Below are 23,013 nucleotides of genomic sequence, written 5' to 3'. Positions count from 1 at the left end.
GAAACACCATGCTCCGCTGCGTGATTGTCGACGACGAAGTGCTGGCCCGCGAGATCCTGCACAACTACCTGAGCCGGTTGGAGGGCATTGGCGACGTGCATTCATTTGGCAACGCCTACGACGCCCTGACGTACCTGAACACCGAGATCGCCGATGTGTTGTTTCTGGATATTGAAATGCCGAACCTAACGGGCATCGAGTTCCTGAAGTCGCTGCTGAACCCACCCATCACCGTGTTTACGACTGCCTACCGGAATTATGCCTTCGAGGGTTTCGAGCTGGGGGTGATCGACTTTCTGCTCAAGCCCATTGCCTTCCCCCGCTTCGTGCAGGCCGTAGACAAAGTGCGTGAATTCATGGCCCTGAAAGCGCAGCAAATTCAGGTCGACGCGTCGCCCGTCAATGCATCGCCCGATACCATTTTCGTGAAGAGCGGGGTACAGCGCATCCGGCTGGCGCTCGACAGCGTGACCTACATCCAGGGGCTTAAAGATTACGCCATCATCCACACCGATACCGGCAAGATCGTACTTAAAGGATCGATCAAAACAATGGAAACTCTTTTCCCACCAAATCGATTTATACGCGTTCATAAATCGTTTATCGTGGCACTGTCGCGCATTAGCCGCCTTGAGCGTAATCGGTTGCTGCTGAATGCCAGCCACATTCCTATTGGTCGAAATTTCCGCAGTAACCTGGAAACGGCTTTGTCCAGTATCCGCTAATGCCCTGATAGCCTCGTAAACTTAACTTTTGGGATGATTAGGTAATGCACGATACTTGTACGTTGACTGGATCAAGACGTAAACAAATGTGAAAAATCAAATCCTCAATTGCTATGACTTTATAGAGTGCGTACAGAAAATACAGCGTTTTACTGAACGATAACAACATAAACCAGTTTTGTACTATTAGCTGATTTAGTCAACGTTCTTACCCTACCTATGCAGGATTTAGAGCACCAGCACAAGGAGCTCATCAAGGATCGAGAAGATTGAATAAAAGCGGCAGCACAGAGGGCACGCGAAGCAATTGATAGATCAGTAAACAGGAGTAATCCCAAATTTTGGGTGAGGTCGAATGCCAGCATCAGCGCACTCGAGATGGCTGCATAAACAGCAATTCTAAACCACGCCAGTTGTAAGAGCGAGCGTAGAAAATCATATACCAGACTTACGTTACCCGATAGTTTCTCAGTTCTCCCAGAACCGTAACCGGGGCGACTCCATGCCTCATTCAGCCGTGCCTGGCCACAAAAAGACCTCCTTTCCGGCTTTGGCGTTGTGGTCGGTGCTCAAAGCTAAGAAAGGAGGCTCTTTTGAGTCAACCCATCAAGATTGGGGATGACTCATGGTTGTTTATGTACAGCTTACTGCGCTACCGCTACCAGCGTCGGGTAATCGGTGTACCCCTTCTCGCCGGGCGTGTAGAATGTGTTGAAGTCAGGCTGGTTCATCTCAGCACCACTTTGCAGCCGCTCCGCAAAATCGGGATTAGCAATGACCGGACGGCCAAAAGCTACCAGATCGGCCTGACCGCTCTCCAGAACAGCTTCGGCCCGCTCTGCATCGTAGCCTCCGCTCAGGATCAGCGTGCCGGTGAAACGAGTCCGAATGTCGTCAACGATATGGGCCGGTACGGCGGGCGCACCCATAGCCGCGTGATCGACCAGATGCAGGTACACGATACCCAGCGCATTCAGTTTTTCGGCCAGGTACCGGTAGGTTTCGTCGGTTTCCGGATACGGATGGATGTCGTTGAACACACCGTAGGGCGATAACCGTACCCCCACTTTATCGAACCCGATAGCCTTCCCAGCCGCTTCGGCCGCTTCGAGCAGGAAACGACTGCGGTTCTCAACGCTACCGCCGTACTCGTCGGTGCGCTGGTTCGTGTTGGGGCTGATGAACTGCTCGATCAGGTAGCCGTTGGCGCCGTGCAGTTCGACCCCGTCGAAACCGGCCTCGATCGCGTTTTTCGACGCCGTTACGTACTCCTGAATGGTTTGCTTCACCTCATCGGTCGTAAGGGCCCGGGGGGTTGGGTGATCCTGCATTCCTTCGGTATCGGTATAGATCTGACCGGCAGCCGCAATGGCCGACGGGGCAATCAGTTCGGCATCACCCACCAGATGACTGGCGTGGCCGATCCGGCCAGTATGCATGAGCTGGATAAAGAGTTTACCCCCTTCGGCATGAACTGCGTCGGTCACTTTCCGCCAGCCAGCTACCTGAGCCGCACTATGAATACCCGGAATGCGCGCGTACCCTTCGCCGTTGGGCGAAGGCGATACCCCTTCCGTAATGATCAGGCCAATAGACGCACGCTGCGCATAATAGGTAGCCATGATGTCGGTCGGCAGGTGATCGGCCGTGGCCCGGTTACGGGTCATGGGGGCCATAACCAGGTGGTTCGTCAGCGTCAGATTGCCCAGACGAGCTTCTGAAAACAGTTTTTGTGCCATGTGTTTAATTCAGTTGTGAACGGTATAACTCCGTGAATACCTTCTGTCAACACAACCAAATATTTAAAAGTTTGAATGTTTACGGATAAAATTTTAGCCCAGCTTCTCCAGGAAGCCGGATAACTGCTGCAACGACTCCTTATTGAGCGACAGGTACAGATTTCGGCCTTCCTTGCGTGCGTTAACCAGGCCGCTCTCGGTAAGCTGCTTGACATGGTGCGACACGCAGGGTTGCGACAGCCCGGTCAGTTCCTGAATATCGGTGCAGGTCATGCTGCCTTTGTCTGACAGCTCCAGCAAGATGGACAGGCGGTATTTATCAGCAATAGCGCCCGTGGCTTTTTCAACAAACCGGTGTTCCATAGTTACGAGGGGCTTCGTCCCCAACTAATGACGAAGAAACAAATTATCTATAAACGAACAAAATCCAGCGACGTATAGTGCCTGCCTGAACGCCAGCGGTTTCCGTGGCTGATAATCAGCCGGTCGCTGTCTGCCGTAGACTCACAAAGCAGACAACGACCGGTTTGGGCTTTACGGTATACTGGCGAAGAACTGAAGCGTTTGCAGCAGGTAACCCGGAATAGCGCTCGCGTGCGACTGCCCCTGCAGCGGGAACAGCTGGACCGTAGTGGCGCCTTTTTGCTTCATGGCGTTGAAGGCATTCTCGCTATTGAGCGGATAGACCTGCTGGTCGGCGGTGCCGTAGATGAGCAGGGTCGGCGTTTTGGGCACGAAATTGTACGTATCGTTATCTTTCAGCGCGTTGATGAATTCGGTGTCGGTACCGTTCAGGATACCGTTCTTGAACCCATCCGTGGCGGCCTGGTTGAAGCTGACGTCGATAGTAGCCAGAACCCCCTGGGTCTGTACCCGGCTCGCATACGGCTCTTTCAGGAAGAACGACAGGGGCCGGTTCAGGTTATAAATCCGGTTGTAGGTCGTCATGACCCACAGGTACTGGCTGTTGGCCAGGGGCAAGCCGGAGGTAGGGCTTCCCAGCACGAATTTGGTGAAGTTGAGCTTATCGTAGGCTCCGGCTCCGGCGCTAACGGCTTTGAGCGTAAAGGGCTGCGAATTTTCGGTTTCCATCTTCTGCTGCAGCGCCATCGTCGCTCCGCCCCCCTGCGAGTAGCCCGACAGGTACAGGTTGTTGTTCCAGCTGATGTTGTTGGCGGTACAGAACTCGCGGGTGGCCTGAATCATGTCATAGGTCGATGAGGCCAGGGTTTTACGGTGTTCGTAGGGATGCGGCACCTGCTTGCTTTCGCCGTAGCCGATGTAGTCAGGGTAAATAACCAGGTAGCCCAGCGCGGCTCCCAGCACGCCCACCGTAGCCGACTCGCCCCCGGCCACAAAGTACGAAGGCGCTTCTTTTTCGTCAAAGATCGTACCGTGCTGAACGCTGATGGCCGAGAAAGCACCGGTTCTGGTAGGTACCAGCACCGCCCCCGAGGCCGTAATGTCGGTGCCGTCGACGTTTTTGGTTTTATAGGTGATACGGTGAACCGTGCAGCCGTACTGGATAAAACTGGCAATTGGAATACCACCGCCCAGCTGTGCGCTGAACGGGCTGAGCTGGGTTACAACCTGCTCTTTGGTCAGCTGGGCAATTTGAGAATTCCCAACCAGGTACTGGTTTTGCGGGGTCGGCGTATCGGTCGTGCTGTTGTCGCAGGCGGTCAGCACCACAGCCAGCCAGAGTACCCAGACGTACCGGAATGACTTTACGGTAGAGATCATATGATTAGAACGATTTGACAAGGTTGCAGAGGAAATAAGCGATCAGATTACCTACAAATATGCATTCGTTTTCGGTCTGTTTTCTGCCGATTATAGGTGAGCAGCGGAAATCTGTTGGTGAGCGGGTCTGACAGCGGGGCGAACTTGACGCGGCCGGCTGGACAGAATCAGCGGGGGCGTAGTACCTTTGTGCTTTCTTCTCGCTTATTTCATGAAAGTAGCCGGTTTCACCTTCATTCGGAACGCCATCCAGTACGACTATCCTATCGTGGAAGCCATCACCTCCGTACTGCCGCTCTGCGATGAGTTTGTAGTAGCCGTGGGCCAGTCCGACGATGAAACCCTCGCCCTGATCGAAGCCATTCCGTCTGATAAAATCCGGATCATCCATACCGTCTGGGACGATACGGCCCGTGCGGGCGGCCGGGTGCTGGCGCTGGAAACCGACAAAGCCCTGGCTGCGGTTTCATCCGATGCCGACTGGGCGTTTTATATTCAGGGCGACGAGGTGCTGCACGAACAGTATATTCCGGTCGTTCGCCAGGCGATGGAAACCTACCTGAACGATACCAGCGTAGACGGCCTTCTATTCAACTACCTGCATTTTTACGGCTCCTACAGCTATATCGGCGACTCGCGCCGGTGGTACCGGCGTGAGATACGCGTGGTTCGCAACACGGGCGATGTAGCTTCGTACCGGGACGCGCAGGGGTTCCGCACGCGCGAGAATAAAAAACTGCGGGTGCGCCTGATCGATGCCTGGATTTACCACTACGGCTGGGTGAAGCCGCCCGAAACGCAGCGGAAACGGCTCCGCAACGCCAACCAGTTCTGGCACAGCAGCACCACCATCGACAAAGCCAACGCCGGCGCCGATGTGTTTGACTACAGCCAGATCGACTCGCTGGCGCCGTTTACCGGTACCCACCCCGCCGTCATGCAGGCCCGGGTAGACCGGCTGAACTGGCCCTTTACCTTCGACACCCGTCAGAAACGGTATACGCCCCGCGTCCGCTTCCTGACCTTTATCGAGAAACTGACCGGCTGGCGCATTGGCGAGTACAAGAATTACAAACTATAAAAAGGGGGACGGGTCAGTAAAGCAGTCGATTGACTACGTTACTGACCCGCCCCCCTTTTTCAGTTCTTTAGTTAAACGTCACACAGCAGAACGGCTTCTTTCAGGCTGGTGAGCGGGTCGCGTTTGGGGATAAACTCCTGCGCCACAAACCCTTTGTAGCCCGTCTCCACGATGGCTTTCATCACGGCCGGGTAGTAAATCTCCTGCGATTCGTCGATTTCGTTCCGCCCGGGGTTGCCGCCGGTATGGTAATGGCCAATGTACTGGCTGTATTTACGGATGGTTCGGATAATATCGCCCTCCATAATCTGCATATGGTAGATGTCGTACAGCAGTTTAAAGTTCTCCGAGCCAACCTGTTTGCAAACCTCCACGCCCCAGGCCGTATGGTCGCACATGTAATCTTTGTGATCGACCTTGCTGTTGAGCAGTTCCATGATCATGGTGATGCCGTGCTTTTCGGCGCTGGGCATTAGGCGTTTCAGACCCGTAGCGCAGTTTTTAGCGCCTTCTTCGTCACTCATGCCGCGCCGGTTGCCCGAGAAACAGATAACCGTTTTGTAGCCGGCTGCCTTCAGTTTCGGGAAGATGGCTTCGTAGCTGGCCACCAGCTCATCGTGTAGCTTGGGGTCGTTGAAACCGCGTTCAATGCCGAGCCCGGCCCCCTGCGGCAGGGCGCAGGTCAGGCCATATTTTTTGAGGGTGGGCCACTCATCAGGTCCCAGCAGTTCAATGGATGTGAGGCCAATTTCTTTGGCAGACTTGCAAAACTCGTCGAGCGGAATTTTGCCGTAGCACCATTTGCATACCGAATGGTTAATGCGCCCTTTCAGCGCTGTAGCTCCGCTGGGAGACAGGTCGGTTTGTGACGTATTCATAGAAGCAGCAAGCGATTCAGTCAGGGCGGGTAGCGCAAGGGCGGTACCGGTTAAGGTTCGGAGGGCCGTTCGGCGAATCATGTTGGTAGGTTTTACGTAGCAACGCAACCGACTGATGTTGCCAATCGGTTGCGTCTCGCTAGGATGAGCTGGTATCAACACCGGCGCAACTGGTTTAGTACTAGAGTTCCCGGATTCGGATGTTGCGGTACCAGACCTTGTCGCCGTGATCCTGAAGGGCAATACGACCGGTCGGGAATTTGTTGAAGCCTTCCCAGCCCTTGAATTTGCTCTGCGCGACCATAGCGTCCCACTCGGGCCCGCTGGTTGGGTAGTCGGCTACTTTTTTACCGTTCAGGTAATGCTCGGCGCGACCGTTATTAACGACCAGCCGGGCTTTGTTCCACTCACCGGCCGGTTTGGCGGTGTTCATCGTGATCGGCTTCTGGATATCGTACAGCGCACCGGCCGTGCGGTTGCCATCGCGGCCCATCTTAGCATCGGGATGACGCTCGTTGTCCAGCACCTGCATTTCAGGGCCGGTATTGTAGGTAGCTTTGAACTTCGGATCTTCGTTTACGTGGTAGATGATGCCACTATTGCCCCCTTCGGCAATTTTCCACTCGATTTCCAGTTCGAAGTTACCGTACTCTTTATCGCTGACGAGGTCACCACCACCCCGGCCACCGGCAAAATGAATCGCGCCGTCGTCAACGACCCAGTTGCTCGACACAGGCTGGTTCGTTTTGAGATAATTATGCCAGCCGGTCAGGGTTTTCCCGTCGAACAGCGTTTCCCATTTTCCTTTTTTAGGGATTGCCGTAGCGGGTGTTGGGTTGGCAAACAGGGTTCCACCAAGGGTCAGTACCAGAGCCAATGCGGTAACTGAAGCACGCAGGTAGTTCATAGTTGAGATTTGTTTGGATTATTACGGAACAATACTACTGAAAAAACCAGTAGCTCGTATAAACACAAAAGAGGCAACCGGGCCGCTCATACCCGTATCAACGGAAATCTATCCCCTATACGTCTGTCTGTCAGTAAGCGGCAGGTACCGGTATCGAAATTTATGGGAACGACGCAATTTTCGTTCTGAAAAATCTGTTGGACTATAGCAACAATAGATTGCGCTGCCCGATCATCATCTCATGGAAGCGACTACCCTGATTCCCGCCGAAAAAGAGCGTTATCAAAAACACCTCAATCTGCCCGAACTTGGCCCTGCCGGTCAGCTACGGCTCAAGAACGCCCGTGTGCTCGTTGTAGGCGCTGGTGGGCTGGGGTGTCCGGTACTGCTGTATCTGACCGCTGCCGGTGTTGGTACAATTGGCCTGATCGATCCTGACGTCGTGGCCCTGAGTAATCTGCAGCGGCAGGTCCTCTACACCACCGACGAAGTGGGCAAGCCTAAGGTCAAGATGGCGGTCAGCCACCTGAACCGGCTCAACCCCGACCTTACCTTCGACACCTACAACATGGCGCTCGAGATCGGGAATTCCCGTTCCATCATCGAGAAGTACGACATCGTGGTCGACTGTACGGACAATTTCACGGTTCGGTATCTGGTCAACGATATGTGTGTGCTGCTCGGCAAACCGTTCGTTTACGGCGCCATCCATCGGTTTGAAGGACAGGTAGCCGTCCTGAACGCCAGCCTGCCCGACGGGAGCCGGGGCCCTACTTACCGCTGTATCTTTCCGGAAGAACCCAACTCCATCGAGATTCCGAACTGTAACGATACGGGGGTGCTGGGCGTACTGCCGGGGGTGATCGGCACCTATCAGGCCAGCGAGGTGATCAAGCTGATTACGGGGATCGGACAACCTCTGAACGAACACCTGCTGATGATCGATGTGTTGAGTATGGGGCAGCAGAAAGTTAAACTCAAACGCCGGGCCGACGCCGACGAACTGGCTCAGCAGGGACTCAGCAAAGCCGGAGCCCGACCAGCCTCCGTCGATTCGGGACCGCAGAAAATAACCCCGGCCGAGCTGGCCGATCGGCTGGCCCAGGGCGAATCGATCTTCCTCCTCGACGTTCGCGAACGCCCCGAGTACGACCTCTGCCACCTCGACGGAGCAGTGCTGATTCCGGTGGGTATGATCCCGAACAACCGAAAGCGCATTCCGACCGACCGACCCGTGGTTGTTTATTGCCATCACGGCATCCGGTCGGCCAACGTAGCGCAGTATCTCTACGCCCAGGACGGCCTGACCAACCTCTACAACCTCGATGGCGGCATCAACGCCTGGGCCCGCGAGATCGAACCCGAAATGGCCGTTTACTAATCCTTCGGCCCGTATGACCGGCCCGGCCTGGTACGACGGTTACTGGCCGTACCTGTTGCGACTGTTTTAGTCGTACCTTTGCCGCGCCATAACGGTAAACAAATCATGTTTGTCAACATTCTGAAATCGAAACTCCACCGCGTTCGCGTAACGCAGGCTGAGTTAAACTACGTCGGCAGCATCACCATCGACGAAGACCTGATGGATGCCGCCGGTCTGCTCGAGAATGAGCAGGTGCATGTCGTCAATAACAACAATGGCGAACGGCTTATTACCTATGTCATCAAAGGAGAACGCGGTAGCGGCATTATCTGCCTGAACGGGGCAGCCGCCCGACGCGCCCAGGTTGGCGATATTGTCATTATTATTTCATACGCCATGATGACCGCCGAAGAGGCACGCACCCATACGCCTACGGTCGTTTTTCCCGACGACAATAATAAACTCGTAACGGTTTAACCCAACACCCAGAGCGTAGCCCCTCAGAACGGTTACGCTCTTGTTTTACACACCCCGTTTGCTCCCTCCCGTATGAATCTGAAAAACATCCTGAAGTACCTCATCTCACTGGCTATTGCGGGCGGTCTGCTCTGGTTCACCTTCCGGCAGAGTAACCTGAACGCAGCCGATCTGTGGGCCAAAATCAGCGCGGCCGATTATCGCTGGGTCATGCTCTCGATGGTGCTTACGCTGGTGGCCCACTGGAGTCGGGCCGAGCGCTGGCGGCTGCTGCTGGAGCCGGTTGTTCCGCAGCGGCCTTCGTCGGTCGAGGCAACGGTGAGCGTACTGATCGGGTATCTGGCCAACATGGCCCTGCCCCGCGCGGGTGAAGTGGCCCGCTGCGGCACCCTGTACCGGCTAGCCGACGTACCCGTCAACGTCAGCTTCGGTACGGTAGTGGCCGAGCGGCTGTTCGACGTGCTGGTGCTGTTTATCCTGCTGGGCGTCACCTTCATCCTGGAGTTTGACCGGCTGAGTCAGTTCTTCATCGAGTTTCTGGGCGGCAAACTGCCGAACGGGGGCGCCGGGGGCGGATCGGGCGTACTCGTGCTGGCGGCTGCTACGCTGGTGGGGCTGGCGCTACTGGGCTGGTTTCTGTTCCGTCGGTACCGGGCTGTCCTGGAGCGGCAGCCGTTCTATCAGAAGATCAGCGGTTTTGTCGTCGGCCTGCTCGAAGGGCTGTTGAGCGTACGGAAACTACGCCGGCCGGGTGCCTTTGTGCTGCATACGATCCTGATCTGGACCATGTACTACCTGATGTCGTACACGCTCTTCTTTGCCATGCCCGCCACGGCCAATCTGGGTCCGCTGGCCGGGCTGACCATTCTGGTGGTCGGCACGCTCGGCATGGCCGCGCCAACGCCCGGTGGTATCGGCTCGTTTCACCTGCTGGTTGGGCAGGTAGCGCTGCTGTATAGCCTCACCGCGCAGGACGGGCAGATTCTGGCTACGTTTATCCATGGCGTTTCAACGCTGATGATTATCATTCTGGGCGTACTGGCCCTGCTGGTCGTGCTGCTGCGCCGGAACCGCGTGGTCAGTTCATCCGCTTCTTTACCCGATACCAACCCCATTAACCTGGAGCGGTAATCGTTTTCCCGTATGACTGAACGTAAAATTCTTTCCCGCGACGAGGCCATTCAGCAGGCCGATCAGTGGCGCGCCAACGGCGAGCAGATCGTATTTACAAACGGCTGCTTCGATATTGTTCACCTGGGCCATATCGACTACCTCGAAAAGGCCCGCCAGCTGGGCGACCGGCTGATTTTGGGCCTGAATACCGATGCGTCGGTGAGCTGCATCAAAGGCCCCCTGCGGCCGGTTGTGAATGAGTACGCCCGGGCCCGGCTCATGGCGGCCCTGACCTTCGTCGATGCGGTAACCCTCTTTGGGGAGCCTACCCCTCTCGAACTGATCGAGGCCGTACGACCCGATATCCTCGTGAAGGGTGACGACTATAGCGTGGCTACGATTGTGGGGGCTGATTTTGTTCTCGGGCGGGGCGGACGCGTCGAAACCATTGCCCTCGTTCCGGGCTACTCGACCACCAAACTGATTGAACGAATCAAGAGCAGTTATTAGACGAATTAGTAGTATTTCGGTAGATTCTAATAAAAATTTAATCTACTGATGTAGTGGAACTTGCATCCCAAGTTGTCTAACTTTAAAATCCTGATGGCTTTAATACAGTTATCAGAGTGTAGATTTCTACATAGACAACAACATACGGATGACCTTACAAAAAACTCGATTCACCCTGCTTGTTCTGGTCCTGCTGGTCGTTTGGCCGATGGCCGTTCAGTCGTCAGCCGGCCCCTCCGGCGATCAGATTCTGGGGCGCTGGCTCTTTCCGGCCAAGGGGTCGAGCGTTGAAATATACCGATCTGGCAATCAGTACTTTGGTCGCATGGCCGATGTCAGTTCAACCGGTAAACAGCAGTTTGGCGTTACGAAAAACCAGCTACTGATGAGCAATCTGTCGTTCGATGGGCAAGTCTGGTCGGGGGGCGAACTGATTCATCCCAGAACCGGTAACCGCTTTGGCGTTGAACTGAATCTGGAAGACCCCCGTACCCTGCGGGTCAAGGTTTATAAAGGCTTTAAGTGGATTCATAAGGAGTTTACGCTGACTCGCCCGTCGTAGGTCTGCGCTCCGTTTAGACGAGAATTTCCTCAACGCTCTGTCCTTAAAAAGGCAGGGCGTTTGTGTTACCAGCCTGCCAAACGGCGTCAGAACCGGATAAATGGCAAAACAAGCGGGATACTTTTTGGTATAAATCGTTGTTTTACTATCGATGGGTCATTAAGTTGCCCGGCAATTGAAACCACAAACCTGACTAACGAACGATGTCATCCATTTGGTTAATTATGATTTTGATCTTCGGCGCCAGTGCTTTTGTAAGCTGGCGGCTGCGGAGCAAGTTCAACGAATATTCACAAGTTGGCCTGAGTAACGGGCTGAGCGGAGCCGAAATAGCCCAGCAGATGCTGAATCAGAACGGCATTTACGATGTGCGCGTGCTGTCGGTAGAGGGTATGCTCACCGACCACTATAACCCGCAGGACAAAACGGTAAACCTCAGCGCCGATGTCTACTACGGGCGAAGCGTAGCGGCTGCGGCCGTAGCCGCCCACGAATGCGGACACGCGGTGCAACACAAGGTAGCTTACGGCCCTCTGCAGTTCCGGTCGGCCATGGTGCCCGTGCTGACTGTTTCGTCGCGCTACCTGCAGTGGGTACTGCTGGCCGGGGTACTGTTGCTACAAACCACGCCCCTGCCCCTGGCCATTGGCGTAGGGTTGTTCGCGCTGACCACGCTGTTTGCGTTTGTAACGCTGCCGGTCGAGTTCGACGCCAGCAAACGGGCCCTGGCCTGGATTCAGACCAACGGCGTCGTGAACCAGCGTGAATATGGTTTCGCGAAAGACGCCCTCTGGTGGGCCGCTATGACCTACGTAGTTGCCGCTCTGGGTTCACTGGCCACGTTATTGTATTACGCCAGCCTACTGCTGGGTGGTCGCCGGAGCGACTAATCCAGACTGGTCAACAAACAGAAAAGCCTCGCCCGATATGGGTGAGGCTTTTCTGTTTATCAGAGAACTGACTACGCCAGCTGGAGGGCAGCCACCGCCTGTCGGATCACCACGTACCCCGACTCAACCATTTCGGGCGTGGGGGCCTGCCGGTCGATCAGGGAACCTACCACCGCCACCACCAGGGCAATGACCAGCGCGGGCCAGAACCCCCGAATGGTGAAGCTATCCAGGAAGCTGTCAATGAGTTTGAGCAGGAGAGCCGTAACCACGATCCGTACCAGCCCTGTCAGCAGGAAAAAGGTGACGAGGTTCAGCGGGAAGCGGATGATCCAGCCCAGGAAGAAGTTAAGCAGTCCCAGCAGCACCGCGATAAGCAGCGCCGTACCGAAGTTTTTCACATCAATCTGGGGCATGAAATACGCCAGGCCAAAAATAACGCCGGCGTCAATGAGTAAGTGTAGTATCAGATTCATAGGGTAACCGTTCGTGTTGTTTTCAGCAAAACAACCTGATTGAGCGCGAGTTGTTCGACTGGCGCCGACGCCGGGTCAGTTACCGGTACAGATCCGGTTCTGCTTTTTTCCAAATCAATTGGGTTGGTTTAGCGGTTTTACTCGGCAAACCCCTCTGCTCATGTACCGTCTTCTGATTTTTCTGGTCACCTCCCTGATGGCCTGCGGGCAGGGATCGTCGCAACAGACCACGACCCGCCCTTCTACCGACTCGACCCGGTTTTACCAGTTTGGCGAAGCCAGTCGCGACGGCATTGGCAAACGGTATCAGGGACGCGAGATTGCGCAGGTTATGGGTCACCTCGGCGCGTCGTGGCTCGACCGGCCGGAGCGGGAACAGGAAGAACGAACCGACCTGCTGCTCGAAGCCCTCAGCCTGAAGCCAGCCGATGTGGTGGCCGATATCGGGGCCGGAACGGGCTATTTCACCTTCCTGATGGCGCCCAAAGTACCGCAGGGGCAAGTTCTGGCGGTCGATATCCAGCAAGAGATGATCGACTACCTGAACAAAGGCAAAACCAGCCGAAAGATCCGGAATGTAACCCCCGTACTCGGTACCGAATCCGATCCGAAGCTGACGGCCAATAGCGTCGATCTGGCTATTCTGATCGATGCATACCACGAGTTTTCGTACCCGCGCGAGATGATGCAGCACATTGCCACGGCCCTGAAACCGGGCGGGCGCGTTGTGCTGGTCGAGTACAGGGCCGAAGACCCCAGTGTTCCCATCAAGGAACTCCACAAGCTCAGCGTGGCGCAGGCTACCAAAGAGATGAAAGCCGTCGGACTCCGGCTCCTGAAGAACGACAAACGGCTGCCGCAGCAGCACATCATGTTTTTCGGCAAGTAACCCCGTCTCCCTAACCAGGGCTGACTAGAGGTGGTTGCCGCAGTATTTGCAGAAAACAGCGTCGGAGTCGTGCCCCTCTGACCCACAAACCGGACACGACTGGGTGGTTGCCTGGCGGGCTTTCAGGGCTGCCTGCGAGATCTCGACCGTAACGATGCCGGTTGGTACGGCAATGATGCCGTAGCCCATGACCATAACCACCGAGGCCAGCGCTTTGCCCCAGGGCGTCTGCGGAGACAGGTCGCCGTACCCAACGGTGGTGAGGGTTACAATAGCCCAGTATATGCTGGTCGGGATGCTGTCGAAGCCGTTTTCTTCGCCCTCTACCATGTACATGATTGAGCCGATCACCACCACCAGCGACAGAATGGTCAGGATGAATACGCTGATCTTCCGCTGACTGGCTTTGAGCGCGCTGGTCAGCACGAATGCTTCGGAGAGGTATTCGGAGAGTTTCAGGACGCGGAACACCCGCAGCAGCCGCAGAATTCGGATGGTGAACAGGTACTGGCTACCGGGCAGAATCAGGCTCAGGTACGTTGGCAGCAGCGCCAGGATATCGACGAAGCCGAAAAAGCTGAGCATGTACCGCAGCGGACGCCTGACGCTGATCAGCCGCAGTATATACTCGATCGTGAAGAGTAGGGTGAAGAACCACTCGATCCGGATCAGAACCTGACCATAACTAGCCCGGATACTGGCCACGCTCTCGAGCATGACTACCAGCACACTCAGCAAAATGCTCCCGATCAGAACAATATCGAAAGCACGTCCGGCGGGCGTGTCGGCCTCGAAGATGATTTCGTGTAAGCGAACCCGCCAGTGGGCATCCGGTTGCCGGGAGTCAGAACGGTTCATACAGTCGGGGATAACGAGGGCCGGGTAGCGGATTTCGGGCTGGCTCAGCCCCCGTCGGGCGGTTAGGCGGTAGCCAGCTTGCTCTTCCGGAATCCGTACGAAAAATAGATAACAAGTCCGATGGCCAGCCAGCCGACGAAGATCAGCCAGTTGCTGGCCCCCAGCTCGGTCATCAGGTACAGGTTGGTCAGTACACCAACAACCGGCAGCAATGAAAAGTTATACCGGAACCCCTGTACGGCCAGCACCGCCCAGGTACCCCAGAAAACGAACAGCAGCGGTTTGGCTTCCATATGCTCCAGCAGGTTAGCGCCGGTCAGGGCATAGCCGAAAGCCAGAATCAGCAGGGCGCCAATCGTATATTTTCCGTTGATGTAAGGCACCCGAAATTTCGACTGTCCCGACAGCCCCTTGGCATCCAGGTACAGAATACCTCCGCAAACCAGAATAAACGCGAAGAACGTACCAACGCTGGTCAGATCGACGAAGAACTTAAGGTCCATAAACATAGACGGCACCGCCACCAGAAATCCCGTAACGATCGTAGCAAACGAAGGCGTTTTGTAACGCGGGTGGATGGTGGCAAACCGTTTCCAGAGCAGGCCGTCGCGGCTCATGGTCATCCAGATACGGGGCTGACCCAGCTGATACACCAGCAGCGCACTCGTAATAGCCACTACGGCACTCACCGAAATAACCCCCGCCACAAAGTCCAGATTTACTTTCTGAAACACGTAGGCCAGCGGGTCGCTCACGCCCAGCTCTTTGTAATTAACCATACCGGTCAGTACGAGGGTAATCAGCACGTACAGCACGGTACAGATAGCCAGGCAGTAGAGCATGGCCCGGGGCAGATCGCGCTGGGGGTTCTTACACTCTTCGGCCGTTGTGGAAATCGAGTCGAAGCCGATAAAGGCAAAAAATACCGACGCTACTCCGCTCAGTACACCCGCTACTCCATTCGGCGCAAACGGTGACCAGTTGGCGGGTTTCACGTAAAAGGCACCGACACCGATGACCAGGCCGATAACGGCTAGCTTCAGCACCACCAGAATGTTGCTGGCGGTGCGTGACTCTTTGATACCAATGTAGACCAGCGCCGTGATGAGTACCGTAACCGCCCCGGCCGGCAGGTTGGCAATCAGGTGCAGATCGCCCAGCTGAGGAGCCTGCGCGTACGCATCCGCCAGCACGCGCGTATTCTCCGGAAGGGTATCGAGCGGGGTGCCCGCCTGCCGGGTTTGCTCGACCAGCGCAAACGCCCGCGAGGCCGAGCCGTAGTCCGTAGCCAGGTATTTGGGAAAGGTAATGCCGAAGCCGCTGAGCATGGATGTGAAATACTCGGACCATGAAATAGCCACAACCATGTTGGAGACGGCATACTCCAGAATAAGCGCCCAGCCAATGATCCAGGCGAAGATCTCCCCGAAGGCAACGTAGGCGTAGGTGTAGGCGCTGCCGCTGACGGGTACCGTACTGGCAAACTGGGCGTAGCTAAGGGCCGTAAAGACGCAGGCGATGGCTGTAAAGACAAACAGCAGCGACACCGCCGGGCCGCCGTTATAGCTCGCTAGCCCGATGGTACTGAAAATACCGGCTCCGATAATAGCCGCAATGCCGAACGAAGTCAGGTCGCGTACGCCCAGCGTCTTTACCAGCTTGCCGGAATCGCCTTCGGCGGCATCACTCAAAATTTGCGTTACGGTTTTTTTACGGAGAAGAGACATGTATCGATCAGAAAAACGGTGCCTATTTGCGTTAAACCGCTAAAAATAGAGATACTTTCCGGTTTTTTGTACGTTACATTCGTACCAGAGGCTGCAATAGTCAACCTGGTCAGGCCAATTTAGTCGTATCCATGTCGATCCGTGTTCAGAATTTGACCAAGGTATATGGTCAGCAAAAAGCAGTCAATCAGATTTCGCTGGTTGCCCAGCCGGGCGAGATCGTCGGTTTTCTCGGTCCCAATGGCGCGGGTAAGTCAACGACCATGAAAATTGCGACGGGTTACCTGCCCCCTACCGACGGCACGGTCGACGTGAACGGCTTCGACGTGCGCACCCAGCCGATGGACGTGCGCCGGAGCGTTGGCTACCTGCCCGAACACAACCCCTTGTACCTCGATATGTACGTGAAGGAGTACCTGCGCTTTGCGGGCTCGCTCCATGGCCTGGGCGGAGCTGACCTGAGCCGGCGCATTGCCGATATGATTGAGCGGGTAGGCCTGGGCCGCGAGCAGCACAAACGCATTGGGCAATTATCCAAAGGCTACCGACAACGGGTTGGTCTGGCGCAGGCACTTCTCCACAACCCGCCCGTACTGATCCTCGACGAACCCACTACCGGCCTCGACCCAAACCAGCTGGCCGAAATCCGGCAGGTCATCCGCGAGGCCGGCCGCGACAAAACGGTGCTGTTCTCGACCCATATCATGCAGGAGGTCGAAGCCGTCTGCGACCGGGTGGTCATCATCAACCGGGGGCAGATCGTTGCCGACGGACCGCTGAGCCAGCTTCGGGGGGCGTCGGCGGGGGCCGGGGTTGTGGTGATTGCCGAGTTCGAGAGCGAGCTGGCTACGGCCGATGTTCTGATGAACCTGCCGGGGGTTGAGCGGGTCGAGCCGCTGGGAAACGGCCAGTACCGTGTTACGGCCGGCCCCGATACCGATCTGCGGGCGGCTATTTTCCGCCTGGCGGCCGATCAGAAGCTGACGCTGGTTGGGTTACGTCAGCAGGAGAATTCGCTGGAAGGCATCTTCAAGGAGTTGACCAAATAGGTCATTGACATGTAGCCCCGCCGGGGCTACAGGGGCTGGCTGTGACTCTGCCAAATGATAGATAGCGAATACCGAATGGCTGGCGGTATATGGTCGGCGATGGGTTATAAACGACAAAAGCGGGTAGTGCCCGCTTTTATCGTTTACAGATATGTCTATGTGCCCGTTTCTCCCGGACGGCTCAGCCTAGCGGGCCGTTGCCATTAGCGGGTACTGGTCAAATATGGATCGGACAATCCCTTTGAAGTAGTTGTTCTTGAAGTTGGGGTTGCGCATCATCTTCGACGCGTAGCCTTTCCAGATTACCTGATACGACTCGGCATCGATCAGCGAGATCATCAGCGTTCCTTCGTCGAGGTTGTAGTCGATACGCTTATAGGTAGCGTCATCGTCTTCACGAACAACCCAGTCTTTGATGACCGGCTGCTGATAACCGCGGAAACGCAGGTCCGAGCGGAAGATGTTGTACGAGATCAGCAGGTTCGGGTTGCGGTTGCTTACGCGGTAGCCGCGGGCCTCCATCTGGTGCCGGATGGCATCCTGAATATCGGAGCAGAGCAGCGTTGAGTCAACAAACTCACACTCCAGAAAATTGAATGATTCGTAATTTTTGAAGTGACCTTCGTAGCTGTAGTCGTGCTCGACAAACAACCGACTCGGCGAACAGCCCGCCATCGCAATAACGGCCAACGCAAACAGGATACCGATATACTTCTTCATACTGCGTTTGTAAAAGTTGCTGATAGGAGATTCTGAATTTAGTAGAACGATGGTTTATGTCGTGACCAACTCAAATATAAGCGGTTATGTTTGGTTATTCAAGGTAATGTTACCAAAATTTAATTGCCAGATGAGTTATCGGCAAAATCTCCGTACCGCCACGAAACGCACTTTTTTTACCTGGATAAGCCGCTGTAAAAAGCCAGTCCCCGGCGCATGTCAGCCATGGTAACCGGCAGGTCGAACGCGCAGCTGCCCGGCCCGTCGAGCAGCGCCATCCGAACCTGGTTGCCCCGATTTTTCTTGTCCTGAAGCGTCAGTGCCAGAATAGGCTCGGTATCTGCATCGGTTAGTCGTACATTTCCATATACGGCAAATACGTATTCTTCGATTTGCGTGAGCAGCTCCTGATCGATCATCTTTTTCTGGAAGGCAATGAACGCTTCGGCTACCATACCGACCGCAATGGCTTCGCCGTGGAGCAGTCGCTTGCGGGGTTGCGTCAGGAAGTATGTTTCTACCGCATGGCCGAGCGTATGGCCGAAGTTCAGAATCTTCCGCAATCCTTTTTCCGTCGGGTCCTGTTCAACCACCCGCTGCTTTACGGCTACCGAATGCGCCACGAGCCTAGCCCAGTCCTGCTCGTCGAGGTCGCGCCGACGAATGTCGTTCCACATACCGGCGTCGGCGATGAGGCAATGCTTGATAATCTCGGCAAAGCCCGACCGAAGCTCCCGCTCGGGCAGGGTAGCCAGCAACGACGGGTCGATCAGCACGGCGTTCGGCTGCTGAAACACGCCGATGTGGTTTTTGAAGCCGTTGAAGTCGATCCCCAGTTTGCCGCCAACGCTGGCGTCGACCTGGGCCAGCAGGGTCGTCGGCAGTTGGGCAAAGGCAATACCGCGCTTGTACGTAGCGGCACAAAAGCCACCCATATCGCCAATAACACCACCGCCGAGGTTCAGCACCAGCGCATGCCGGTCAAAATTGGCTCGGGTCAGCGCATCCCAGATCAGCTCGCAGGTAGCCAGGTGTTTCTGTTCTTCGCCCGCCTTGATGCGTACCAGCGTATGTCTGGGCAGCAGGGCCTTTATCTCGGGATAACAGAACTTAAAGGTGTGATTGTCAGCAATGACGGCTATGGCCGAAAAATCGGAAGCGTCCAGAAAAGCGGGCAGGCTTTCGGTAAGGGAAGCAATGGTTACAGTTGACATACAGCAAATGTACGCAACAGCAACGGCTGGGCGTAACGATGGCCTTGATCTGTTAACAATCAGGAGCAGCCATACCCTTCTGTGCCCAAAGGCCATCTCTTTTTCGCTTGCGTAACCAGCTCTGAGCCCGGCTGTTTTGAGCCGCACCAGCCCCGGTTTATAGTTTGGCATTATAAATGTTTTCAGACCAGCCAACGGACCCGCCCCCAGGCCCCTACGCCCGACGTTTGGTCTGCTTCTCTCATATACACATCTATTGTGCTGATGTCTCGGAATCTATCCTCTCCACTGCTCCGGATAACGGGGCTGCTGTTACTTGTGGCGGCCTGCAAGGAATCAATCGATACGGCACCCATCAATACGGGCAAAGCCATCGAATCCTTTGTTTTTTCGAAGTTAACGCCCCCGGTGTCGGCCGTCATCGACTCCGTGGTCTACACCATTCGGGCCACCGTTCCGGCCGGTACGAACCTCAGCCAGTTAGTACCCGCCATCACGATTTCGGAGAAAGCGATTATCTCGCCCGCTTCGGGTACGGCTCAGGATTTCAGCAAACCGGTTTCGTATACCGTTACGGCCATGGACAAGTCGGTACAGCCGTATGTGGTTACGGTTAGCGTAGCCAGCCTGATTCCCAACGGGGGCGCTCTCGTTTATCTGGGAAACAGCATTGGCAATTTTTTCGCCCTCGACGGCGGCACCGGCACGGTGAAGTGGCGCATTTCGACGGGCGCATCCATTACGTCGAGCGCTTATGTTGCCGCCGGACAGGTCTTCACCGCCAGCGAAAATGGTAACCTCTACGCGCTCGACGCCCAGACGGGCACCCAGCGCTGGAAATTCAGCGCCGGCAAGAGCATTCTGTCGAGTCCGGTCGCGTCGGGGCGGCTGGTGCTGGTGGGCAGCGAAGACCAGAACCTGTACGCCCTCGACATCCTGACCGGCGCCCAACGCTGGAAGTTCAGCACCGCAGGCGGAGTTACCTCAAGTCCGGTTGTTGCGAACCGGCTGGCCTATGTGGGCAGCAAAGACCAGACCCTCTATGCCCTCGATGTTGACTCAGGTACGCAGCGCTGGAAGTTCAGCGCCGGTAACAGCATCACCTCCAGCCCGGCCGTTGCCGGCGACCTGGTCTACATCGGCACCAACGATTATAACCTCTACGCCCTCGACGCCAAAACCGGCACCCAACGCTGGAAATTCAGCACGGGTGGGGCCGTAAGCTCAAGCCCCACAGTCGTTAACGACATCGTATACGTAGGCAGCGACGACCGGAACCTGTACGCCCTCAACGCCAGCTTGGGCACTGTAAGCTGGAAGTTCAGCACCGGTGGCCGTATAACATCGAGTCCTATGGTGGCAAACGGGCTTGTTTACGTGGGCAGCGACGACCGAAATCTGTACGCCCTCGATGCCCAGACGGGTACGCTGCGCTGGAAATACAGCACCGGCGGCCTCGTTAGCGCCAGCCCGATCGTGTATAATGGCTTTGTTTACATCAGCGGACAGGATACCAGTCTGTATTGCCTGAACGCCACCAGCGGGGCTCTCCGGTGGCGGGTTCCGCTCGATGCCCGGCTGCTGGCTAGCCCCTGCCTGGCCACTACAGACCTCGTACCGGTGGCAGCGGGTATTAGTGGCGGTCGGCAGTAAAGGGGCGGTTAGGACAGAACAGGCAGAATTGCTTAGCTTGCCCGGCCAAACCCTATCCCCTGCGCGCCCAGCCGATGAAAGTCCGATACCGCGTTCTGACCGGTTTATTTCTCCTGTCGACCATCACCTACCTCGACCGCGTTTGCATGAACGTGGTCAGCAAGTACGTGAAGGCCGACCTCCAGCTCGATAACCAGCAGTTTGGCTGGATATTGGGGGCTTTCTCGCTCTCGTATGCCCTGTTCGAAATACCGACGGGTACGCTCGGCGACCGGATCGGGCCAAGACGGGTGCTGACCCGGGTGGTGCTCTGGTGGTCGGGTTTCACGGCCCTGACCGGCACCGCGTTCTCGTTTCTGTATCTGCTGGTGGTTCGGTTTCTGTTCGGCGCCGGTGAGGCCGGGGCTTACCCGAACTCGTCTATCGCCATTGCCCGCTGGTTTCCCGCTATCGAAGTAGGCCGGGCGCAGTCGGTCATCTGGGCAGCCGGTCGACTGGGTGGTGCGCTAACCCCGCTTATTGTGATTCCGCTCGTCCACTGGGCGGGCTGGCGCTGGGCATTTGCCATCCTCGGTTTCATGGGCGTTGTGTGGGCTATCGGCTGGTACGTGTGGTTCCGCGACGAGCCCGCTACCCAGCCGGGCATCAGCCCCGCCGAAGTCGACGAAATCGAAACCGGCCGGAATCTTCGGCAGACCGACCACCGTATTCCGTGGCAGACCATTATCCGTAATCCTGACCTCTGGGCCCTGATGCTGATGTGTCATCTGTTTTTTTACGGGTCCTATTTTTTCACAAACTGGTCGTCGGTGTATTTTCAGGAAGGCCGGGGCATGACCGAAGATCAAACCAAAAATTTCATTTCACTCTCGTACTTTCTGGGGGCCGTTGGCTGCCTGGCCGGGGGCGCGCTGAGCGATGTACTCACCAAACGCTATGGCCTCAAGATCGGGCGCCGGGCGGTGGGTATGGGCGGCTTGGGGCTATCGAGTCTGTTTTTTCTGCTGGCCGGGCTGACAACCGACAACCAGGCTGCGGGCTACCTGCTGGCCACCTGTGTGCTGCTGAAGGACCTGGCCCTGCCGGTCGCCTTTGCCGTATGCGTTGACATTGGTCAGCGCAACGCCGGCACCGTTACCGGGTCCATGAACTTTGCCGGGCAGCTGGGTGGCTTTTTCATCACCATCCTGTTCGGCATCATCGTTGAGCAAACCCATAACTTCAATTATCCCCTCTTCATGATTGCCGGCTGCCTGCTGGTCAGCGCCTTACTCTGGCTCAAGATCGACCCGACCCGGCCGGTGGCCATCCGGTAAATTGTGAGGCTCCGGTCTCCCTGGCTGTGTATTTTACCAGGATTCACACAGAAGACTCCCTTTTTTATAACTAATCTCTATAGGTTTAGTTGGTTTTATAGATACGCGTCATCTCTAACCAACAAACCCAGAGAGCCATGATACTAAAAATGGACCGGTTGCCGATCGAGCTGCCTCGCCCCAACAACCCATCGCCCAATAGCGCAGCCGCCGTACAGGAACTGCTGGGCGGTAAATTCGGGGAGATGTCGACCCTGATGAATTACACGTACCAGTCGTTCAACTTTCGGGGACGTAAGAAACTACGGCCTTTCTATGATCTGATCTGCTCCATTGCGGGCGAAGAATACGGTCATATCGAGGTAGTTTCGTACACGACGAATCTCCTGCTGACGGGCGTAAGCAAACGCGGCATGGACCCGACCACCACCCCGCTGGCCAACGGTGTTGACGCGCGCAATACGAGCCACTTTATAGCCAGTGGCCAATCAGCCTTACCAATGGACTCGATGGGTCGGTTCTGGTCGGGCGAGAACGTCTTCAGCAGCGGCAACCTCAAGCTCGATCTGCTCCACAATTTCTTCCTCGAATGCGGAGCACGGGCCAACAAGATGCGCGTCTACGAAATGGTCGACGACCCAACCGCGCGGACCATGGTGGGGTATCTGCTGGTACGGGGCGGTTTACACGTGGTAGCGTATGCCAAAGCCCTTGAAAAACTGACGGGAGTAGAAGTAACCAAACTGCTGCCTATTCCGGATCTGAGCAACGATGCGTTCCCCGAAGCCCGAAAGTTCATGGACGAGAAGCTTCACCTGCAGCTGTATACCTTTAGCCAGGAAGACTACAAACAGGCCGGTCTGATCTGGAACGGCCCCCACCCCGAAGACGGGCAGGAGTGCGTAGTCATTGAAGGGGCCATACCCGGCTACCCGGTTCCCGACCTCGACGAGGAGCCGCAGCTGAACGCCCCCGGCGCCGACGATTTCGACCCGCAGATGTTTGCCGATATGGCCAAGAAAATGGGGATTGATTATAAATATTAACCGGATCTTGTCATGACCCGGAAGTAATCACAAAGGAAAAAGGCGCTGACAGAAATCAGCGCCTTTTTCCTTTCTGG

23 protein-coding genes are annotated in these 23,013 nt (G+C 56.0%); 13 read left to right on the top strand and 10 right to left on the bottom strand.

Annotated features, from left to right (window positions below; all coding sequences use genetic code 11):
- The first annotated feature begins 8 nt into the window (after nt 1–8).
- Nucleotides 9–725 (top strand): LytTR family DNA-binding domain-containing protein, encoded by a 717-nt coding sequence (locus B1C80_RS08760; protein WP_077920697.1) that lies wholly within the window; start codon nt 9–11, stop codon nt 723–725.
- A 644-nt stretch (nt 726–1,369) separates the two neighbouring features.
- Here B1C80_RS08760 and B1C80_RS08755 read toward each other — a convergent pair.
- From B1C80_RS08755 to B1C80_RS08745, 3 genes are all read right to left on the bottom strand, one after another.
- Nucleotides 1,370–2,464 carry an alkene reductase gene (locus B1C80_RS08755; RefSeq protein ID WP_077920696.1) on the bottom strand — a complete coding sequence of 365 codons (1,095 nt, stop codon included), beginning with the start codon at nt 2,462–2,464 and terminating at the stop codon, nt 1,370–1,372.
- Nucleotides 2,465–2,557: 93 nt separating this feature from the next.
- Nucleotides 2,558–2,827 carry a helix-turn-helix transcriptional regulator gene (locus tag B1C80_RS08750; RefSeq protein ID WP_077920695.1) on the bottom strand — a complete coding sequence of 90 codons (270 nt, stop codon included), beginning with the start codon at nt 2,825–2,827 and terminating at the stop codon, nt 2,558–2,560.
- 171 nt (nt 2,828–2,998) lie between these two features.
- Nucleotides 2,999–4,207, bottom strand: coding sequence for a S9 family peptidase (locus B1C80_RS08745; RefSeq protein ID WP_236648694.1), 1,209 nt, complete (start codon nt 4,205–4,207; stop codon nt 2,999–3,001).
- A gap of 211 nt (nt 4,208–4,418) precedes the next feature.
- Here B1C80_RS08745 and B1C80_RS08740 point away from each other — a divergent pair, with 211 nt between their 5' ends.
- Nucleotides 4,419–5,288 (top strand): glycosyl transferase, encoded by an 870-nt coding sequence (locus B1C80_RS08740; RefSeq protein WP_077920903.1) that lies wholly within the window; start codon nt 4,419–4,421, stop codon nt 5,286–5,288.
- A gap of 71 nt (nt 5,289–5,359) precedes the next feature.
- Here B1C80_RS08740 and B1C80_RS08735 read toward each other — a convergent pair whose 3' ends face one another.
- Both B1C80_RS08735 and B1C80_RS08730 read right to left on the bottom strand, forming a co-directional pair.
- Nucleotides 5,360–6,247 (bottom strand): hydroxypyruvate isomerase family protein, encoded by an 888-nt coding sequence (locus B1C80_RS08735; RefSeq protein WP_077920694.1) that lies wholly within the window; start codon nt 6,245–6,247, stop codon nt 5,360–5,362.
- 100 nt (nt 6,248–6,347) lie between these two features.
- On the bottom strand, nt 6,348–7,073 hold the full coding sequence (locus tag B1C80_RS08730; RefSeq protein WP_077920693.1) for a DUF1080 domain-containing protein: 726 nt from the start codon (nt 7,071–7,073) through the stop codon (nt 6,348–6,350).
- Between the two features lie 241 nt (nt 7,074–7,314).
- Here B1C80_RS08730 and moeB point away from each other — a divergent pair, with 241 nt between their 5' ends.
- From moeB to B1C80_RS08700, 6 genes are all read left to right on the top strand, one after another.
- Nucleotides 7,315–8,454 (top strand): molybdopterin-synthase adenylyltransferase MoeB, encoded by a 1,140-nt coding sequence (moeB, locus tag B1C80_RS08725; RefSeq protein WP_077920692.1) that lies wholly within the window; start codon nt 7,315–7,317, stop codon nt 8,452–8,454.
- A gap of 105 nt (nt 8,455–8,559) precedes the next feature.
- A complete protein-coding gene (panD, locus tag B1C80_RS08720) occupies nt 8,560–8,913 on the top strand; it encodes an aspartate 1-decarboxylase (RefSeq protein WP_077920691.1) in 354 nt (117 codons plus the stop codon).
- A 72-nt stretch (nt 8,914–8,985) separates the two neighbouring features.
- A complete protein-coding gene (locus B1C80_RS08715; RefSeq protein ID WP_077920690.1) occupies nt 8,986–10,044 on the top strand; it encodes a lysylphosphatidylglycerol synthase transmembrane domain-containing protein in 1,059 nt (352 codons plus the stop codon).
- 12 nt (nt 10,045–10,056) lie between these two features.
- Entirely contained in the window at nt 10,057–10,536 is a 480-nt protein-coding gene (gene rfaE2, locus B1C80_RS08710) for a D-glycero-beta-D-manno-heptose 1-phosphate adenylyltransferase (protein ID WP_077920689.1), read from the top strand.
- Between the two features lie 148 nt (nt 10,537–10,684).
- Nucleotides 10,685–11,098: a DUF2147 domain-containing protein gene (locus B1C80_RS08705; protein ID WP_236648693.1), complete on the top strand. Its 414-nt coding sequence runs from the start codon at nt 10,685–10,687 to the stop codon at nt 11,096–11,098.
- 224 nt (nt 11,099–11,322) lie between these two features.
- On the top strand, nt 11,323–11,988 hold the full coding sequence (locus B1C80_RS08700; RefSeq protein WP_077920687.1) for a zinc metallopeptidase: 666 nt from the start codon (nt 11,323–11,325) through the stop codon (nt 11,986–11,988).
- Between the two features lie 71 nt (nt 11,989–12,059).
- Here B1C80_RS08700 and B1C80_RS08695 read toward each other — a convergent pair whose 3' ends face one another.
- Nucleotides 12,060–12,464 (bottom strand): phage holin family protein, encoded by a 405-nt coding sequence (locus tag B1C80_RS08695; protein ID WP_077920686.1) that lies wholly within the window; start codon nt 12,462–12,464, stop codon nt 12,060–12,062.
- 160 nt (nt 12,465–12,624) lie between these two features.
- On the opposite strand from B1C80_RS08695, the gene B1C80_RS08690 reads away from it, so the two are divergent.
- On the top strand, nt 12,625–13,353 hold the full coding sequence (locus B1C80_RS08690) for a class I SAM-dependent methyltransferase (protein WP_077920685.1): 729 nt from the start codon (nt 12,625–12,627) through the stop codon (nt 13,351–13,353).
- A gap of 24 nt (nt 13,354–13,377) precedes the next feature.
- Here the strand turns inward: B1C80_RS08690 and B1C80_RS08685 are convergent, their stop codons facing one another.
- Entirely contained in the window at nt 13,378–14,211 is an 834-nt protein-coding gene (locus tag B1C80_RS08685) for an ion transporter (RefSeq protein WP_077920684.1), read from the bottom strand.
- A gap of 62 nt (nt 14,212–14,273) precedes the next feature.
- Nucleotides 14,274–15,938 (bottom strand): amino acid permease, encoded by a 1,665-nt coding sequence (locus B1C80_RS08680; protein WP_077920683.1) that lies wholly within the window; start codon nt 15,936–15,938, stop codon nt 14,274–14,276.
- 131 nt (nt 15,939–16,069) lie between these two features.
- Here B1C80_RS08680 and gldA point away from each other — a divergent pair, with 131 nt between their 5' ends.
- Nucleotides 16,070–16,987, top strand: a complete 918-nt coding sequence (gldA, locus tag B1C80_RS08675; RefSeq protein ID WP_077920682.1) for a gliding motility-associated ABC transporter ATP-binding subunit GldA — start codon at nt 16,070–16,072, stop codon at nt 16,985–16,987.
- A 186-nt stretch (nt 16,988–17,173) separates the two neighbouring features.
- On the opposite strand, the gene B1C80_RS08670 is transcribed toward gldA, so the two are convergent.
- Nucleotides 17,174–17,707, bottom strand: coding sequence for a DUF4136 domain-containing protein (locus B1C80_RS08670; protein WP_077920681.1), 534 nt, complete (start codon nt 17,705–17,707; stop codon nt 17,174–17,176).
- Between the two features lie 176 nt (nt 17,708–17,883).
- A complete protein-coding gene (gene aroB / locus B1C80_RS08665) occupies nt 17,884–18,921 on the bottom strand; it encodes a 3-dehydroquinate synthase (protein ID WP_077920680.1) in 1,038 nt (345 codons plus the stop codon).
- A gap of 264 nt (nt 18,922–19,185) precedes the next feature.
- On the opposite strand from aroB, the gene B1C80_RS08660 reads away from it, so the two are divergent.
- The 3 genes from B1C80_RS08660 (at nt 19,186) to B1C80_RS08650 (ending at nt 22,936) form a co-directional block, all read left to right on the top strand.
- Nucleotides 19,186–20,574: a PQQ-binding-like beta-propeller repeat protein gene (locus B1C80_RS08660; protein WP_077920679.1), complete on the top strand. Its 1,389-nt coding sequence runs from the start codon at nt 19,186–19,188 to the stop codon at nt 20,572–20,574.
- 74 nt (nt 20,575–20,648) lie between these two features.
- Nucleotides 20,649–21,890, top strand: coding sequence for an MFS transporter (locus tag B1C80_RS08655; RefSeq protein WP_077920678.1), 1,242 nt, complete (start codon nt 20,649–20,651; stop codon nt 21,888–21,890).
- Between the two features lie 137 nt (nt 21,891–22,027).
- Nucleotides 22,028–22,936, top strand: a complete 909-nt coding sequence (locus B1C80_RS08650; protein WP_077920677.1) for a manganese catalase family protein — start codon at nt 22,028–22,030, stop codon at nt 22,934–22,936.
- The last annotated feature ends 77 nt before the right edge of the window (nt 22,937–23,013 follow it).

The sequence above is a fragment of the Spirosoma sp. 209 genome, from assembly GCF_002006735.1.
Classification (GTDB): domain Bacteria; phylum Bacteroidota; class Bacteroidia; order Cytophagales; family Spirosomataceae; genus Spirosoma; species Spirosoma sordidisoli.
Note: the sequence above shows the minus strand (reverse complement) of the source record. Positions and strands in the feature narration are given on the sequence as shown.